Genomic DNA, 17,365 nt, shown 5'->3' with positions numbered 1-17,365 from the left:
CAGTTCCAGTGTTGTCAGTCATCCATTAGGGGGGTGCACTCCGCGGTCAGTGTGTCGCGCGCAGTGATTGCCGAGCCGGTGAGGGCAAAGCCGAGCAGGCGGCCATCGGCCCCGCGGAACTCCGCCTGCACGCCGCTTGCGGAGCTGTCGATATGCCAGCTGCCCTCGGCCCCGGGACGCGGCGGGCAGACGGTGGTCGGGCGCAGCGTGGTCTTCACCGCTACCGGCAAGGTGCCGTAGTGCACCGGCGTCGGCTCACCGCTCAGGGTTTTGGCGAGGGCGCGGGCGCAGGCCATCAGTGGCGCGACAAAGTAGAGCAGGTGGCCGTCCACTTCGGCGCAGTCGCCGAGGGCGAAGATATTGGCATCGCTGCTCTGCAGTTGGCGATTGACCACTATGCCACGATTGATTTTGAGGCCCGCCGCTGCGGCGAGGCCGGTATTGGCCTGCAGGCCGAGGGCGGCCAGGGCAATATCGGCGTCGATGTGCTCGCCGCTATCCAATTGCGCGCGGATACCGCCGCCGCTGCGATCCAGGCGGGTCACCCGCGCGTTGCCGTGGAAGCGGACGCCGTGGGACTCGAGAGTGCGCTGAATGTCGCGGCCGGCGGCTTCCGGCAGGAGGGTAGCCAGGGGCCAGTCCAGCGGATCCACCATTTCCACCTCGAACCCGGCCTGGATCAGGTCGTTGGCGAATTCGCAGCCGATCAGGCCGGCGCCCAGCAGCAGCACACGCTTGCGCCCCACCATCGCAGTGCGGAAGCGGTGGTAGTCGCCGAGGCTGTTGATACGGAACAGGCGCGCGTGGCCGTCACCCTCGATCGCCGGCAGCGGGCGGCAACCGGCCCCGGTGGCCAGTACCAGCTTGCCATAGCGCAGTCCGGCGCTGTGGCTGCCGTTCCCCACTGCCAGGGTTAGGTTTTTCGCTTCGGCGTCGATATCGGTCACCCGAGTGTGTACCAGGATCTCGGCGTTCAGCTCTCGCGCCATCTGTTCGGCAGAGGCGCTGGCCAACTGTTGCGGTGTCTTGCCGTGGGCCAGGGACGCGGACAGCAGGGGCTTGGAATAGGCGGTGCCGTCGTCGGCGGTTACCAGCAGCAGCGGCGTGGCCTGATCCAGCTTGCGGAACTCGCGCGCCAGGTTGTAGCCGGCGAGGCCGGTACCGATGATGACCAGCGGTTCTCTGTCGCTGGCAGCGCCCTGCATGTGCTCAGCTGCGGGCACTGGCGCCGGTTCCGCTTCCGTCTCGGTCACCAAAACCATATCGAATTCATCTTTGCCCACGCCGCACTGCGGGCAGCACCAGTCTTCGGGAATGTCTTCCCAGCGGGTACCGGGGGCTATGCCGTCTTCGGGCCAGCCCTTGGATTCGTCGTAGACCCAGCCGCACACCATGCACTCCCAGATGCGGTAGCCGGCTTTATTGTCTGCGGAGTCTGGTGCTGCCGGCGCAGATTCGGTTGGTGTGGCGGCGGAGAGTGGAGCAGTTTCCTGTGGCTGGCGCTGTGGCGCCAGCGCCAGCATCTCGAAATCCTGCTTGGCCGCGCCGCACTCGGGGCAGCACCAGTCGTCGGGAATATCCTCCCAACGGGTGCCGGGGGCGATACCGTCCTCGGGCCAGCCCTTGGCTTCATCGTAAATCCAGCCACAGATCTGACATTCCCAAACGCGGTATTCGGCCATTGATTCCCCCGGACAGATGCAGAAAGCCCGGCAGAGCCGGGCCAGTTAAATTTGGACGGGGAATAGTAAGAAAAAAATGCGCGGAAGTCGCTACTCGTTGTCGCGCTGGGCGATAGTGGTTAGCGCACTGTGATAGACCTCCGAGATCTCGCCCGGGTGGGTGATGGAGATCCCCAGGTCGTGCACCAGGCCGTCCTTGAGGCCGTAGACCCAGCCGTTGACTGACAACTGCTGTCCGGACCGCCAGGCATCGCGCACTATGGTGGTCTGGCAGACGTGAATTACCTGCTCCAGCACGTTCAGTTCGCACAGCAAGTCGGTGCGCTCCTGCTGCTGGAACAAGTCGATCAGCGTGTGGTGCTTGTCGCGCACATCCTGAATATGGCGCAGCCAGTTGTCGATCAGGCCCAGCTGCTGGTTCTGCAGGGCCGCCTGCACGCCGCCGCAGCCGTAGTGGCCACAGACAATGATGTGTTTGACCTTGAGAATCTCCACCGCATATTGCAGCACCGACAGGCAATTGAGATCCGTGTGTACCACCACATTGGCCACATTGCGGTGTACGAACAGCTCGCCGGGCAGCAGGCCTACAATTTCGTTGGCGGGTACGCGGCTGTCGGCGCAACCAATCCACAGGTATTCAGGGGATTGCTGCTCGGACAGTTTGATGAAGAAATCCGGCTTCTGCTCGCGGGTAGCGAGTGACCAGTGACGGTTGTTCTGTAACAGGTGTTTGAGTGGACGCAATGGCTTTTCCTGAAGTGACTAGTTGTCCATTAATTTGCGAGGATAGCGACTTTATCGGTGCCGGCCAATAGCTTCGGCCGTGAATCCCGGCTCCGATATCTGTTAGTCTGCAGCTTTGACTGGGAGCGTGGAAACCATGGCCAGAAAAAGAACGCGAGCACTTTCCCGCCGCCGACGCACCCCCTACCGGGCTAGTCCGCTATGCCGCCACAGGATCCGGGTGCGCTGGCTCTTGGCCCAGCGCACCCGCTTGCGCAACTACCTGCGCAGCTTCGGGGATACCGATTCGGCAAATGGTGATATTTCTGCCGAAAGTAGCGATCGGCCGGACTGACTTCTGATTGGCTCCGCTTGTCCAGGAAACTGAGACTGTGTCTATGTGTGGCAAAGAGGGCGGGCGACGACGCTTGGAGTCAGCTGTGTTATCGCGATAGGGATCTGCATGGCATCAATTTGCTCCAGGGTGTCTGGCATCGACGGGAAAAATCTTTTTGCAGATGTTATAGGCAGACACCGAGACACCATTAACCTCGACACGCTGCCCTTGAGTCCTACCGCTCAAAAAGGTTGGTGGCGGATGGCCGAATAATGTAGCGGTCAGAGGTGATTGCAGCGCTTACGACAGCTTGATATCAGCATAGCGCGCTTTTTAATTTCAGTGTACGGAGCACTGCTACACTCAAGTTGGCACAAAGAAGTTTCATCCTTTTTTCGTTAGCCGCAACCCACGTTAGAAATTGATTCTCGATCAAGGGAAAAATGCCATGCCAGTCCATACCGTTCTGTCCGCATCCTCTCTGGAAGGAGACAGTGTCAAAAATCGCCAAGGCGAAGATCTCGGCACCATTAAGGAAATCATGCTCGATACCGAAAGCCACTCGATCGCCTACTATGTATTGTCGTTCGGCGGCATAATGGGATTGGGTGACGACCTGTTCGCGATTCCTCCGGAAGCAATGCGCCTTGATGCCAAGAACAAGTGCTTCATCCTTAGTGTCGACAAGGAAAAACTGAAGAAGGCAGAGGGCTTCGATAAGGACAACTGGCCGAATATGGCCGATCCGAAATTCCGCAGTAACATATATAGCCAGTACGGTGTACAGCAGCACTCTCAGCCAAAGCACTGACAGGAAGATAGAGCGCATAGCTTTCTGTTGACAGAGTCCCGGCCTTTTGGCCGGGATTTTTATTTAACCGGCCCCCAATCCATCAGGCCGATACTGCCGTTGAAGTAGCGGCGCTGTGGGTTCATTCGCGTGTAGTCCCATCCGCAAGCCATGCGCGCGCCCCGGGTAGCGATTCAACATTCGAGGAACGTAGCGCACAGCTGTCTCCGATCGTCGATAATATGCACACTTATTCCGACGCTGGTGCGATCCAGCCAAACCCTCTTGTCGGGCAGGGTTTCCACCTGCTGGGCACCGGGGATAGAATCCAGAGTTTGTAAACGGAGGGTGGGTTATGTTCGACACCGCAACGCAAGTAAGTACCGTGATCGCCGACTACCGGAATGATAAACATGCGCAGGATATCCTGACACTGATGGACGAATATGCGCGCGACCCTTTCGGTGGTGGTGAGCCACTGCCCGATTACTGCCGCGCACAATTATTGCAGAAGCTGGCGGAATTTCCCGGTGCTTTCAGCGTGCTGGCCTATCGCGACGATCGGGCGCTGGGTCTGATCAACTGCTTCATGGGCTTTTCGACATTTGTCTGCAAGCCGCTGGTGAATATTCACGATGTGATAGTCAGTAAAGAGACGCGCGGAAGTGGTGTCTGTGGTGCGATGCTGGATCTGGTCGCGCGCGAGGCAAAAGAAAGAGGCTGCTGTAAGCTGACCATGGAAGTGTTGGAGAAAAACCTGCCTGCACAAATTGCTTACCGCAAGGCCGGTTTTAAACCCTACACACTGGATGAGGCCATGGGAGAGGCACATTTCTGGCAGCGTTATCTGTAGTTATTACCGCGTAATTACACCACTTACTCGCGCTAATTCTCGCGCCAATCGCGGCGCAAATTTGCCCCCGTATGCAATACTCTTTGCAGACATAAGTTCGGTGTTACGCACCAAAAAATGTATCAATTTGGTGCGTGCAGCGGACAGGGAGGATGGTCTGCAATGCGATTGAATTCAACCCTGGCGCAGGGACGTTATCACTACAGCTGTGATGGCCGCGAAATGCCGGTTCAGGACAGCTGGCAATTAGGCGAAGACGACGAGGGCGTGCGCACCCTGGTCAGTCAGCGCCTGGTCGGCGAGCAGGGCTTCGGCATGGTAGTACGCGCGCAGCTAAGCGACGGCCTGGTGAGGGAGTGCCGGGTCTGCTGGCGCGATGAGGTGGGCGAGGTCAGTGCTCATTACCGCCTGTGCAGCGGTGAGGGTGAGGCTCCGAAGCTCGGCGATACCATCGAGGCCAGCTGGACCGGCCCGAATGGCCCGCAGCAGGCATCAATCGCCGGTCGCGGCCGTCTGCTGTTCCCGCTGATGAGGATTTTCATGGGACCGCTGCTGGTTAAGCTGGAGCAGTTTAAGGACGGCCTGGAGGTGGTCACGCCGGATATTGTCGACCCATCCCAACGGGGCAAACTGCTCGCGCCGCGTGTCACCCACCGCAGCGCCCGGCCGATGGTTGGCGATGTTGCCACCCAGCGAACCCAGGAGCTGGGGGCGGATATCAGCGCCTATGTCTACCAGGGAGATGAGGCCGAGCGTGACGCGCACTGTTACGTGGACAGCCGCGGTTTGCTGGTCGGGTACGACTGGCCCTCCAGTACCGGTCGCCTGTGGCAGGTGCGGCTGCGGGATCTGGAATGGTCGCCGCAGCTGCTTGGCATCAACATCTGAAGCTGCGGGACCGGACGCCATGGATACGGTGTATACAATGACGCCGATGAGCAGCTTGCGGTGAGCCGGCAGTAGCCTGTCCAAACTTGCAGCGTTAATGGCAAGGAGCCGTCACCTTGATCACCACCCATCGACAGGGAAGTTTGATGGGGTTGGTACCGTTGCTTTGCTTCCCGGTAATGTCTATTGGCCAGGAATCGCTGCTGGAAGCGGTGGCCCCGGCCGAACAGCGCAGTCGGGAGCTGTCCAGCGGCGCCAAATATGTCACTGCGGAACCGCGAGAGGCACGATTACCCGAGCAGGCGTCAGCGGGCAAAGCCACACCGGGAACGCCCGAGCAGTATCCTGCGGTACCCCGCCGCCCCAGCAGGTCAAACCGCCAAACTAGCAGCCTACGAGACCGCATGCAGGTCGTTTAGGACGTAGACAGCAACCGCTTCTCGTTGATATCCCGTAAAGCCAGTTATGTGCTTCGCGCCGCGTACAGCGGTATTAATGGCGATTTGGATGTCAGTCATGCTAAAGGCGGCGAGGTTCAATCACTTGAAATAGAATTTCAGCTGTCAGTATTCCGGAAGATAAAGTTGGCGACGCCCCCCCCGGATATCGAATTCTACAAAGGGAATTTCGAGCTGAGTGGTGGGTTTCGCGACCATCGAATTAGTGTAAACAGGCCCTTGACCGTGGAATAATTCTGGTTTGATCAGAGCTATGCCACGGAGATTCAGTTTTGCCGCTACTTAAGTTGTTTGGGGGGATCGGCATCGCCGCTTTGTTCGCTGCAGATGTCGGGGCTGTGGAGGCTGTATCGCAAGACGCACTGCAGGAAGCAACTGAATCAGTACAGAAGGCGCTGCAGGAAGCCACCGCCGTTAGCCCGGAGGAGCAGGAAGAAACTTGCCTGCGTGAACAGCTGGTGGTGGCGCCAGCCAGCACCACCCTGGATGAGATGCGACGCTTCTGCGCGCAGCAGGTCTATGGTCCTCCGATGCAGCGGGAAGCGCGCCCGCCTGAGGGTATGCAGCCCGTAGATACGGTGCCTGAGCCCAGGGGCCAGACTCCTGTCGAGGAAGTTCCGGTAGTTGGTGCCTCGCAGGCTGCCCTTGCCATCCGTGACGCCGCCAGTAATCCTTTCACCCTCGCGTCCCACAAGGTGAACTATCTGCTGCCCGCCGTCTACAACCCGTCGCCAAACAAGGCCGGGCTGGAGGATGTCGAGGTTGCCGGTGAAACCCTGGATAAACTGCAAAAAGTCGAAGTGCAGTTCCAGCTGTCGGTGCAGGTGCCGGTGTGGCGCGGATTTTTGGGGCAGGCCTCCTTTATGAGTGTCGCCTATACCAACCGCAGTTTCTGGCAGGCCTACAACTCGGATATCTCGTCGCCGTTTCGGGAGACCAACCACGAGCCGGAACTGATCATGACCTGGCTGAATGACTGGAGCCTGTTCGGCTGGCAGAACGTCGCCAATCAGCTGGCGATCAACCACCAGTCGAATGGTCGCAGCGAGCCGCTGTCCCGCAGCTGGAACCGGATCTACACCAATATGCTGTTTGAGAAAGGTGACCGCTACTTTATTTCGTTCAAACCCTGGTACCGTATTCCGGAAAAGCGCGAGAAGGACGACAACCCGGATATTGAGGCTTATCTGGGTCACTTTGAGCTGACCGGTGGCTACCGCTGTGGAGGTCACCAATACGGCATAATGCTGCGCAACAACCTGCGCTCCGATAACCGCGGCGCGGTGGAACTGCGCTGGAGCTTTCCGATCGGTAACCGCGTGCGCGGCTATGTGAAGTATTTCAACGGCTACGGCGAGAGCCTGATCGACTACGATGAGTCGGTACAGACGCTGGGTTTCGGCTTTGAGTTGGCTCGGGGCTTATAGGAATGGGATTCGAAGACACCTACCGCCTCAGTGCTCACGCGGTCATTACCAATGAAACCGGCGAGGTGTTACAGCTGCGTGCCACCTACGCCGATCGCAGCTGGGGCCTACCCGGAGGGGCGCTGGATCCCGGCGAGACGATCCACGAGGCGCTGTTGCGCGAATGCCGGGAGGAGTTGGGGCGCGAGGTGCAGATCGATTACCTGAGCGGTGTCTATTACCACCGCGTCTACAGTTCCCACGTGTTTATCTTCCGCGCCCACTTCACCGATTCGGCCGCGATCACACTCTCCAGTGAGCATTCGGAGCTGGGATATTTCCCGCTGCAGGCACTGTCGCCGGTGCAGCTGCAGCGGGTGCGGGACTGTCTCGAATTCAACGGCCAAGTCCGTAGCGCAAAGTTCTAAATTTCATGTTCCAGATGGCAGCAGATGCGGTTTAACTGTCATCTTTTGGCAAATAACGCTAAATCCCCCGACTTCACGGAATTCCCTGTTCGCCTCCTTTAGTATTTGCCCCCTGGCCCGTGAGTCACAGTCCTCCGGGGCCGTCGCGGCTGCCTCTGGCAGTCGAAAAAATTAAATAAAATCAAAAAGTTAACAGAACGAGACAGGCGCCCGCCGAAAGAATCGGGCTATGCTGATGGATAAGACTATGGGTTTGGAACTGAAGATGCCTGATCTGGGCAACCTGACTGAGAGCGCACAGCCGCTGGAGTGCCGCGTGGCCCTGATCAGCGCCGATCGCCAGCTGGCGGGCGACTGGGTCAATGCTCTGAATGCGACCGCTGCACAGCACGAAAATCCTTTTGGCCTGTGTTTCGAAGCCGTCACGCCTGCCGGTGTCGAGCGCCTGGTGCAGGAAGAAGACAATCTGCAGGCGCTGATCGTGGACGGCGGTTGTGACGCCCAAAGCCTGGAGGCTGCGGATGAGCTGGCCGATCGGATCCATGGCCTGCGCTCGCAGCTCAATATATTTCTGGTCGCGCACGGCTCCCTCGCCGGCGCCGGCACCGCGCCCCAGGCGGCGCCCAGTGCGCAGTCCCTCGCCAACCTCCGTCAGCGCTTCGACGAACTGTTTGACCGCCGCGAGGGCAATTTCAACCACATGTTCCGCCTGGTGCAGGCATTCATCGCCCGCCGCGCGTCTACGCCCTTTGCCGACACACTTAAAGAGTACGTGTTCTCCGCTCGCGACGCCTGGCATACCCCAGGGCACTCCGGCGGTGATAGCCTGCGCAACAGCCCCTGGGTCGGTGACTTCTACCGCTTTATGGGCGAGCACGTATTCAACACCGATCTTTCGGTTTCGGTACAGGTGCTGGACAGCCTGCTGGAGCCGCACTCGGTGATCCAGGAAGCCCAGGATCTGGCCGCACAGGCCTTCGGCGCGCGCCACACCTTTTTCCTGACCAACGGCACCTCCACCGCGAACAAGGTAGTGATCCAGCAGATTCTCGGCGGCGGTGGCAAAATCATTGTCGACCAGGCCTGTCACAAATCGGTGCACCACGCGATCGTGATGAATCGCTGCGAACCGGTGTACCTGAAATCGGTGCTGCACCCTGAGTTCGGTATTTACGGTCCGGTAAAGCGCTCCGACATCGAGCAGGCGCTCGATGAGCACAGCGATGCCCGCCTGCTGGTGATCACCTCCTGCACCTACGATGGCCTGCGCTACGACCTGAAGCCGATCATCGATTACGCCCACGAGCGTGGCGTCAAGGTGCTGGTGGATGAGGCCTGGTTTGCCCACGGCTACTTCCATCCGGAGCTGCGCCCGACGGCGCTGGAGTGCGGCGCTGACTACGTGACCCAGAGCACCCACAAGATGCTGTCGGCCTTTTCCCAGGCCAGTATGATCCACGTGCAGGATCCCGATTTCGACGAGTTCCGCTTCCGCGAAAACCTGAACATGCACGCTTCCACCAGCCCGCAGTACGCGATGATTGCGAGCCTCGACGTCGCGCGCAAGCAGATGGCGATGGAAGGTTACAGCCGCCTCAAGCAGTGCCTGCAGATGGTGGATACGCTGCGCCGCGCCGTCGATGAAACCGGAGTCTTCCGCGCCTTGACGCGTGACGACCTGATCGCCGAGCCGCTGGCCAACGACAACATCCGCCTGGACCCGACCAAGGTCACGATCGATATTTCCGCGAGTGGTTATTCCGGCAAGGAAATGCAGATCAAGCTGTTCGACCAGTACGGCATTCAGGTGGAAAAGACCACCTACAACACGGTCACGGTACTGGTGACCCTCGGCAGCACCGAGAGCAAATTGCTGCGCCTGATTCACGCGCTCAAGCAGCTGGCCCGCAACACGCGCAAGCGCGGCCACATCGCTTCGGCGAGGAAGCTGCCGGAGTTCACGCACTTCAACTGCCTGCCGGCCGATGCCTATTTCGCCGAGACCGAGGAGCTGCCGCTGATGGACAACGGCGTGGAAGCGACCCGCAATCTGGTCGGCCGCACCTGTGCGGACGAGATAGTGCCTTATCCTCCCGGCATTCCGGTGCTGGTCCCCGGGCAGGAAATTTCCACGCAGATAGTGCAATTCCTGCAGCAGTTACTGCAGGGGCAGAACACCACTGAAATTCACGGCCTGATATTCCGCTCCGACGAGCCGATGCTGCGGGTGGTCAAGGAAGACGCGCCGCAAGCGTCACCGAAGAAGGCCGCAGGGAAAAAATCCGGCCGCTAAAGCCGACAAGATGCTACCCGGCAGGGAGGCCGGTATGTTCGATCGACCTGCAACGGTACTGCTCGCCGGCGCATCCGGTGGCCTCGCACAGGCCATCGGCGGCGAGCTGGTAAGGCGCTATCCGCAAGTGTCTCTGCTGACGCTCAGCCGTGGCGAGGCGGGATCATTCGAGGGTCACCGCGGCGAGCAACACCATCTGTCCGTAGAGTTGGGCGATGCGTCGTCGATTGATGCGGTGCGGGAATTCCTGTCCGAGTCGGCAGCCCTGCCGGACTGGGTGATCAATTGCTGCGGCCTGTTGCACGACGATACGCACGGCCCGGAAAAATCCCTCCAGCAGTGCGATGACGACTGGCTGCTGCAGTCGATGCGCGTCAATCTGCTCACCCACCTGCACCTGGCCCAGGCGCTCGGCAGGCTGTTGCAACGTCGACAACCGCTGCTGTGGGCGTCGCTGTCGGCCAAAGTGGGCAGTATCGGCGACAACCATCTGGGTGGTTGGTACAGCTACCGTATCAGCAAGGCGGCGCTGAATATGCTGATCCGCAATCTCTCCATCGAATGGGGGCGGCGCCTCGAGAGCTGCTGCGTGGTGGCGATTCACCCGGGTACTACGGATACGGCGCTGTCCAAGCCCTTTCAGGAGAATATTGCCGAGGACAAACTCTTTCGCCCGGAGCTGAGCGCCGAGCGTATCGTCGGTGTGCTGCGAGGCCTGCGGCCCGAGGATAGCGGGCAACTGCTGTTCTGGGATGGCACACCGCTGCCGTGGTAGCGCCTGCGCGCACTCGAAAGACAGCCGCGAAAAAATTAGAGATACAGCTAAAGCCCCGGTCGACGCCGGGGCTTTTTTGTTTTTCGCTGGCCGCTATACGGCGAGGGGATTGCCGCGTTCGATCAGCGTTGTCACGTCGACACCGGTGGGCAGGCAGCCGGTGTTGTGCGCGCCGACGGTATTTAGGCGCGAGGCGATAAAGGCCTCGGCCACCGCGCTGTTGCCGCCCTGGACCAGCAGGTGTGCCTGCATCGTCAGTGCCAGCTGGTCGACAAGGTGGCGGGCCCGGTACTCGATTTCATCCCTATTCGAAAATTCGTTTTTGAGACGAACCAGGGCGCGGTCGTAGCGTAGATCGGTACCTTTGCTCTGCTCCAGCTCGTCGAACCAATGGGTAATTACGGCCGGGGCCTTGGCGATGGCGCGCAGCACATCCAGCGCCTGGATATTGCCCGACCCTTCCCAGATCGCATTGATCGGCGCGTCGCGGTACAGGCGGGCGGTGATGAAATTCTCGATGATGCCGTTGCCGCCGAGGCACTCCATGGCCTCATAGGCGTGATGGGGCGTGCGCTTGCAGATCCAGTATTTGCCGACGGCGGTGCCGAGGCGCATCAGCATCTGTTCGTGCTCGCGATCGAGGTGGTCCAGGGCGCGGGCGATGCGCATGGTCATGGCGACGGACCCCTCCACCTCCAGCTGCAGGTCGGCGAGCACATTCTGCATCAGCGGCTGGTCGATCAGGATGTTGCCGAAAGTGCTGCGTTGGGACGCGTGGTAAATCGCCTGCACCACCGCCTGGCGCTGACCCGAGGAGGAGCCGATCATGCAGTCGAAACGGGTGGTGGCAACCATTTCGATGATCGCGTTGACGCCACGCCCCTCTTCGCCGATCAGCCAGCCGAGGGCACCGCGCATTTCCACTTCGGAAGAGGCGTTGGAGACGTTTCCCGCCTTTTTCTTCAGTCGCTGCACCTGTAGCGGGTTTTTGCTGCCGTCCGGACGCCAGCGCGGTACCAGGAAGCAGGACAGGCCGCCGGGGGCTTGCGCGAGCATCAGAAAGGCATCGCACATCGGCGCGGACATAAACCACTTGTGCCCGACCAGTTCGTAGGTGCCGTCACCCATCGGCGTAGCGGTGCTGGTATTGGCACGCACGTCGGAGCCGCCCTGCTTTTCAGTCATGCCCATGCCGATGGTCAGTGCGGATTTTTCCGTGTATGGGCGGTTACTCGAGTCGTAGCCGCGGGCGGTGATTTTCGGCAGCCACTCGTCGGCGAGCTGTGGATTGAGGCGGATGGACGGCACCGAGGCGAAGGTCATCGTGATCGGACAGCCGTGCCCGGCCTCCAGCTGACTGTGCAGATAGTATTTGGCCGCACGCACCACATGGGCGCCCGGGCCGGGATCGGTCCAGGGCGCGCTGTGCAGACCCTCGGACAGGGCCAGTTGCATCAGCTGGTGGTAGGAGGGGTGATAGCGCACCAGGTCGATGCGGTTGCCGCTGCGGTCGTGGCTCTCGAAGATCGGCTTGAATTCGTTGGCGTTGTAGCCGCGCTCGATCATCTCGGGGCGGCCGCAGACCTCCCCGTAGCGCTGCAAGTCGTCTTCGGCCCAGTGCCCGCCATTGTGCTGCACCGCCTCGCGCAGTGCGGTATCGCCGGCATAAAGGTTGTGGCCGGCGAGCGGCGGTACCTGGTTGATGACTTCATGGGTGGCGGCTAGTACAGACGGAGATTCGGCTTCGCTCATCGCTGTCCTCGCTCGGAGCTTGGTTTTATTGCGCGCCAGCCTGGCTGGAGAGACCGGCCTACAGGCTTCAATTTAGCCGTCGCCGGGGGCAAAGCAAACTGTATTTCCTTCCAATTGCAGTGGTCGTTTGATTATTTTCCGGCGCCGAATGAGCATCCGGCGGGTGGGAGGATCCCGGGCAGCAGCTTAATCAGATGCTGCGCTTGCCGCACAGGTTCAGGGTGAGTTCCAGCAGGCCGGTCCACGGATCCTGATCCTTGCCGCCCTTGATCGCGGTGTCCACCGCGCGGGCGCGCAGCAGCAGGCTCTCGAGCTGTCGCGGGCGCAGCCGTGCCAGTGCGGACTGGATCAGCGGCTGTCTTTTCTGGATACGCACCAGCCGTGCCAGTTGCTGGCCCTGATCCAGTTTTTCGCCGATCTCCAGCAGGCTGCGGATCTCCCGCGCCAGGGCCCAGAGTACCACCGGCGCCTCGATCCCCTCGGCGCGCAGACCGTGCAGTGTCTTTACGGCGTTTTCCGCATCGCCAGCCAGCGCTCGGTCGATCAGGCCGAACACGTCATAGCGGGCCGAGCTGGCTACGGCGTCGCTCATTGTCGCGGCCGTGATCAGGTTGTCCTGGCTCAGCAGTTTGAGCTTTTCGATTTCCTGGCTGGCGGCGAGCAGGTTGCCTTCGACCCGCTCGGCGAGAATCTGGATCGCCTCCGGCTCCGCATCGAGCCCGGCGGCGCGCAGCCGCTGGTGAATCCAGCGCGGCATTTCCTGCGCATCCACCGGCCATATCTGCAGCAGCACGCCATTCTGCTCCAGTGCCTTTACCCATTTGCTGTTCAGTTGGGACCGGTCCAGCTTGGGTAGAACCAGTAACAGCAGCAGGTCGTCGCTGGCCAGCGAGGCGAACTCCTGCAGCGCCTTGCTGCCCTTGTCGCCGGGCTTGCCACTCGGCAGGCGCACCTCGATAACTTTCTTCTCGGCAAACAGTGACATGCTGCCGGCTGAGGCGAGCAACTGGCCCCAGTCGAAATTGTGCTCCGCGTGCAGCAGTTCGCGCTCGCTGAAACCGCTGTTTCGCGCCGCGGCGCGAATGCTGTCACAGCACTCCTGCACCAGCAGTGGCTCGTCACCCGATACCACGTACACGGGGGCCAGGCCCTTGTTCAGGCTCTGTTGCAACTGGCGGGGATTGATGCGCATGGGGAGTGGGATATCCTAGTAACTCTTCTCTTCTGGCGGCGCGTTGACGTCGATGCGGCGCAGGCGGTCGATGATGCGACTGATCAGCTCGCGGCGCATCTCTTCGCGCAGCAGCCGCTCCTCTTCGCCCTTACTGACGATCTCGGCGGAACTCCACTCGAGAGAGCGGTACACATCTGCCTGGGCATTGTTCAGCAGGGTGCGGCCGCTGCTGTCGCGTACGCTGTACAGTGCGCTGGTGATCAGCTCGTATTCGGCAGCTCGCCCCTGGGCATCCACGGACACGGTGCGTTTGCGCTCTGTTTCCTTGTGAATGGTCAGATCGTAATCCGCTTCCAGTGGGGATTCCGCCATCGGCAGGCCGGCGTTCTGCAGCAGGCGGGTCAGCTCTTCGGCGATATTGCTGCGCGGGTCTTCCGCGGAGATATACAGCTGGCTGCCCGGGGGGAAGTTTTTCGGCGCGCCGCGCAGATGCCAGCCGCAGCCGCTCAGCAGAACGGCGGTGATGAAATAAATAAAGGGCTTGCTGAATATTTTTGTCATTGTTTTCGCGAATAGAATTTGTGATTGAGTTTTTGCGGTCGCTCGCCGCCGGTCACTGCCTGCAGTCCCGGTGCATCGCCGAAGATCAGTTTGTCGTCGATGATGGCAATAACCTGCGCAATTTTTTGGCCGCTACCTGGGAGCTGCAGGCCACCGCTGACCAGCTCATGCACATCGATATCTATTTCCCGGGCGGATTCGCCTCCTGCGGCGGTAAGTGATCGGCCGAGCCGGTACTTGCCGTTGGAGATAATCTCCACGCCGTTGGTCTCTTTGCAAGCCGCGTCGGTGTAGAACACCGACTTGGCCGAGTAATATCCGTCAGCCGAAAAAGAACTGGTGATCCGCAGATAGTTTCCCGAGGCTTTTTTGCACAGGCTCTGCCATTTTCCAGTCAGTTGCTTGTCCAGCTGGGCTGCGTGGGCTTGTGTGGTGGCCACTAGGGCCACCACGAAAACTGCCATGAGATTCTTCACTGCTCGATCCCCCGAAGGTTGCAATACCTCGGCGACGGCCCGGCTTACTTGGCTACGATATTGACCAGTTTGCCGGGCACCACGATGACTTTTCGCACAGTGGCATCGCCGATAAATTTCTGAACGTTGTCGTTGGACAACGCCATCTTCTCCAGGGTTTCCTTGTCGGCTTCTGCCGGAACATCCAGCTTTGCTCGCACCTTGCCGTTCACCTGTACCACCAGCGTGATACTGGAGCGTACCAGTGCGTTTTCGTCGACCAGCGGCCACTGGGCATCCACCAGCGGGGCGCTGTTGCCGAGCGCCTGCCACAGCTGATGGCAGATGTGCGGCGTGACCGGTGCCAGCAGCAGTACGGCGGCCTGCAAGGCTTCGCGCTCCACCGCCAGGCCCTGGCTGCTGTCGCGCTCGGCCAGCTTGTTGACTTCGTTCAGCAGCTCCATCACCGCGGCGACGGCGGTGTTGAAGGTCTGCCGGCGACCGTAGTCGTCGCCGACTTTCTGGATGGTTTCGTGGGTCTTGCGGCGCAGCTGCTGTTGTTTATCGCTCAGCGCGCTTGCGTCGAACTCCACACCGCCATCGCCGGCGGCGATATGGCCGTGCACGGTTTTCCAGAGCTTGCGCAGGAAGCGGCTGGCGCCTTCCACGCCGGCGTCGTGCCATTCCAGGGTCTGTTCCGGCGGCGCGGCGAACATAGTGAACAGGCGCACGGTATCCGCGCCGTACTGTTCGACGGCGGCGTGTGGGTCGATGCCGTTGTTCTTGGACTTGGACATCTTCACCACGCCGCCGGTAACCACTTCCTCACCGGTGGCACGTTCTACGGCCTTGATCGGCTTGCCCTTGTCGTCGCGCTCGACGTCGACGTCGGCCGGATTGATCCAGACCTTGTGGCCGTCCACCTCCTTGTAGAAGGACTCCGCCAGCACCATGCCCTGGCACAGCAGCTGCTTGAACGGCTCGTCGCTGTCCACCAGGCCCTCGTCGCGCATCAGCTTGTGGAAGAAGCGCGCGTACAGCAGGTGCAGGATGGCGTGCTCGATACCGCCGACATACTGGTCCACCGGCAGCCAGTAGTTGGCGCGCTCCGGATCCAGCATGCCCTGGTCGAAATCGGGGCAGGTGTAACGGGCGTAATACCAGCTGGACTCCATGAAGGTGTCGAAGGTGTCGGTCTCTCGCTCCACCGGCTCGCCGTTCAGGTCGTCCTTGCGCCATTCGGGATCGGCCTTGATCGGCGACTGCACGCCGTCCAGCTCCACATCCTCCGGCAGCAGGATCGGCAGTTTATCGGCTGGCACCGGAATCTCGCCGCCGTCCGGCAGGTTGAACATCGGAATCGGCGCACCCCAGTAGCGCTGGCGGGATACGCCCCAGTCGCGCAGACGGTAGTTGGTGGTCACGCGGCCCTTGCCACCGGCGGACAGCGCATCGGCGATGGCGTTGAAGGCCGACTCGAAGTCGAGGCCGTCGAAACCGCCGGAGTTCACCAGCTGGCCCTTGTCGGTAAAGGCTTCTTGGTCGAGGTCGATGGCTGCACCGTCGGTGGGCTCTATTACCTGCTTGATCGGCAGGCCGTACTTGCGCGCGAACTCCCAGTCGCGCTGATCGTGGGCCGGCACGGCCATGACCGCGCCGGAGCCGTAGTCCATCAGCACGTAGTTGGCGACCCACACCGGCACTTCCTCGCCGGTGATCGGGTGGATGGCCACCAGGCCGGTGTCCATGCCTTTCTTTTCCATCGTGGCCATATCGGCTTCGGACAGGGACTGCTTCTTGCATTCGGCGATAAAGGCCTGCAGCTCCGCATTGCTCTGCGCCAGCTCCAGTGCGATCGGATGCTCTGCGGCCAGCGATACGTAGGTCACACCCATCAGCGTGTCCGGGCGGGTGGTGTAAACGTCGAAGTGGTCGACGCCGGCGATGGTCTTGGGCAAGGCGAAGCTAAGCTCCACGCCCTTGCTCTTGCCGATCCAGTTGCGCTGCATGGTGCGCACCTGTTCCGGCCAGTGGGGCAGTTGATCCAGGTCGTTGAGCAGCTCTTCGGCGTAGTCGGTGATCTTGATAAACCACTGCGCCAACTCGCGGCGCTCTACGGTGGTGCCGCAGCGCCAGCAGCAACCGTCCTCGACCTGTTCGTTGGCCAGTACCGTCTGGTCGTGGGGGCACCAGTTCACCGCCGAGTTCTTCTTGTAGACCAGGCCTTTCTCGTACAGGCGGGTGAAGAACCACTGCTCCCAGCGGTAGTAGGACGGCTGGCAGGTGGCCAGCTCGCGGGACCAGTCGAAGCCGAAGCCCAGCGCTTTCAGCTGGCCCTTCATGTAGTCGATATTGGCGTAGGTCCATTTGGCCGGCGCGGTCTTGTTCTGGATGGCGGCGTTCTCCGCCGGCAGGCCGAAGGCGTCCCAGCCCATCGGATGCAGCACGTTCTTGCCCTGCATGCGCTGGTAGCGGGAGATCACGTCGGTGATGGTGTAGTTGCGCACATGCCCCATGTGCAGCTTGCCGCTCGGGTAGGGGAACATGGACAGACAGTAGAATTTTTCCCTGCTGGCGTCCTCCTGCACCTCAAAGCTTTGCTGATCCTCCCAGTACTGCTGGGCGGACGCTTCGACTGCGGAGGGGTTGTACTGCTCTTCCATCGATTGGGGACCTATACTCTGTGATCAAAATTTGCGGGGAAACCATTCAACGTGTCGTCGGGCCGTCCAGCGATCGTGATCAGCATGGCTTGATCGCGATCAAGGATTGACCCCAGCGTATCGG

General features: G+C 60.7%; 14 protein-coding genes. 7 read left to right on the top strand and 7 right to left on the bottom strand.

Annotation, left to right across the window (positions count from 1 at the left end; genetic code table 11):
* Positions 1 to 14: 14 nt before the first annotated feature.
* Both BLW36_RS06885 and can read right to left on the bottom strand, forming a co-directional pair.
* Positions 15 to 1,682 carry an FAD-dependent oxidoreductase gene (locus BLW36_RS06885; RefSeq protein WP_091386415.1) on the bottom strand — a complete coding sequence of 556 codons (1,668 nt, stop codon included), beginning with the start codon at positions 1,680 to 1,682 and terminating at the stop codon, positions 15 to 17.
* Positions 1,683 to 1,772: 90 nt separating this feature from the next.
* A complete protein-coding gene (gene can / locus BLW36_RS06880) occupies positions 1,773 to 2,429 on the bottom strand; it encodes a carbonate dehydratase (RefSeq protein WP_091386413.1) in 657 nt (218 codons plus the stop codon).
* 764 nt (positions 2,430 to 3,193) lie between these two features.
* On the opposite strand from can, the gene BLW36_RS06875 reads away from it, so the two are divergent.
* The 7 genes from BLW36_RS06875 to BLW36_RS06845 all read left to right on the top strand — a co-directional run bounded on the left by BLW36_RS06875 (position 3,194) and on the right by BLW36_RS06845 (position 10,636).
* Complete coding sequence (locus BLW36_RS06875; protein WP_091386411.1) at positions 3,194 to 3,556, top strand: PRC-barrel domain-containing protein; 363 nt, start codon at positions 3,194 to 3,196, stop codon at positions 3,554 to 3,556.
* A 334-nt stretch (positions 3,557 to 3,890) separates the two neighbouring features.
* A complete protein-coding gene (locus tag BLW36_RS06870; protein WP_091386409.1) occupies positions 3,891 to 4,388 on the top strand; it encodes a GNAT family N-acetyltransferase in 498 nt (165 codons plus the stop codon).
* 162 nt (positions 4,389 to 4,550) lie between these two features.
* Positions 4,551 to 5,276: a hypothetical protein gene (locus BLW36_RS06865; protein ID WP_091386406.1), complete on the top strand. Its 726-nt coding sequence runs from the start codon at positions 4,551 to 4,553 to the stop codon at positions 5,274 to 5,276.
* A gap of 796 nt (positions 5,277 to 6,072) precedes the next feature.
* Positions 6,073 to 7,161 carry a phospholipase A gene (locus tag BLW36_RS06860; protein WP_091387028.1) on the top strand — a complete coding sequence of 363 codons (1,089 nt, stop codon included), beginning with the start codon at positions 6,073 to 6,075 and terminating at the stop codon, positions 7,159 to 7,161.
* 2 nt (positions 7,162 to 7,163) lie between these two features.
* Positions 7,164 to 7,568: an NUDIX hydrolase gene (locus tag BLW36_RS06855; RefSeq protein ID WP_091386404.1), complete on the top strand. Its 405-nt coding sequence runs from the start codon at positions 7,164 to 7,166 to the stop codon at positions 7,566 to 7,568.
* Positions 7,569 to 7,815: 247 nt separating this feature from the next.
* Positions 7,816 to 9,861: an aminotransferase class I/II-fold pyridoxal phosphate-dependent enzyme gene (locus BLW36_RS06850; RefSeq protein WP_244506155.1), complete on the top strand. Its 2,046-nt coding sequence runs from the start codon at positions 7,816 to 7,818 to the stop codon at positions 9,859 to 9,861.
* A 34-nt stretch (positions 9,862 to 9,895) separates the two neighbouring features.
* Complete coding sequence (locus BLW36_RS06845) at positions 9,896 to 10,636, top strand: SDR family NAD(P)-dependent oxidoreductase (protein WP_091387026.1); 741 nt, start codon at positions 9,896 to 9,898, stop codon at positions 10,634 to 10,636.
* A 93-nt stretch (positions 10,637 to 10,729) separates the two neighbouring features.
* On the opposite strand, the gene BLW36_RS06840 is transcribed toward BLW36_RS06845, so the two are convergent.
* From BLW36_RS06840 to leuS, 5 genes are all read right to left on the bottom strand, one after another.
* Positions 10,730 to 12,388: an acyl-CoA dehydrogenase family protein gene (locus BLW36_RS06840; protein ID WP_091386400.1), complete on the bottom strand. Its 1,659-nt coding sequence runs from the start codon at positions 12,386 to 12,388 to the stop codon at positions 10,730 to 10,732.
* Between the two features lie 190 nt (positions 12,389 to 12,578).
* The gene (holA, locus tag BLW36_RS06835; RefSeq protein WP_091386398.1) at positions 12,579 to 13,580 is read right to left on the bottom strand and encodes a DNA polymerase III subunit delta; all 1,002 of its coding nucleotides are present in this window, start codon (positions 13,578 to 13,580) and stop codon (positions 12,579 to 12,581) included.
* A 15-nt stretch (positions 13,581 to 13,595) separates the two neighbouring features.
* On the bottom strand, positions 13,596 to 14,123 hold the full coding sequence (locus BLW36_RS06830; protein WP_091386394.1) for an LPS-assembly lipoprotein LptE: 528 nt from the start codon (positions 14,121 to 14,123) through the stop codon (positions 13,596 to 13,598).
* Positions 14,120 to 14,599 carry a hypothetical protein gene (locus BLW36_RS06825; RefSeq protein ID WP_139304829.1) on the bottom strand — a complete coding sequence of 160 codons (480 nt, stop codon included), beginning with the start codon at positions 14,597 to 14,599 and terminating at the stop codon, positions 14,120 to 14,122. Before BLW36_RS06825 ends, BLW36_RS06830 begins: the two co-directional genes overlap by 4 nt.
* A gap of 44 nt (positions 14,600 to 14,643) precedes the next feature.
* On the bottom strand, positions 14,644 to 17,241 hold the full coding sequence (leuS, locus tag BLW36_RS06820) for a leucine--tRNA ligase (protein ID WP_091386388.1): 2,598 nt from the start codon (positions 17,239 to 17,241) through the stop codon (positions 14,644 to 14,646).
* Positions 17,242 to 17,365: the final 124 nt, after the last annotated feature.

The sequence above is a fragment of the Microbulbifer marinus genome (assembly GCF_900107725.1).
Classification (GTDB): Bacteria; Pseudomonadota; Gammaproteobacteria; order Pseudomonadales; family Cellvibrionaceae; genus Microbulbifer; species Microbulbifer marinus.
The sequence above is the reverse complement of the archived record's forward strand: the minus strand, read 5'-3'. Positions and strand labels throughout refer to the sequence as shown.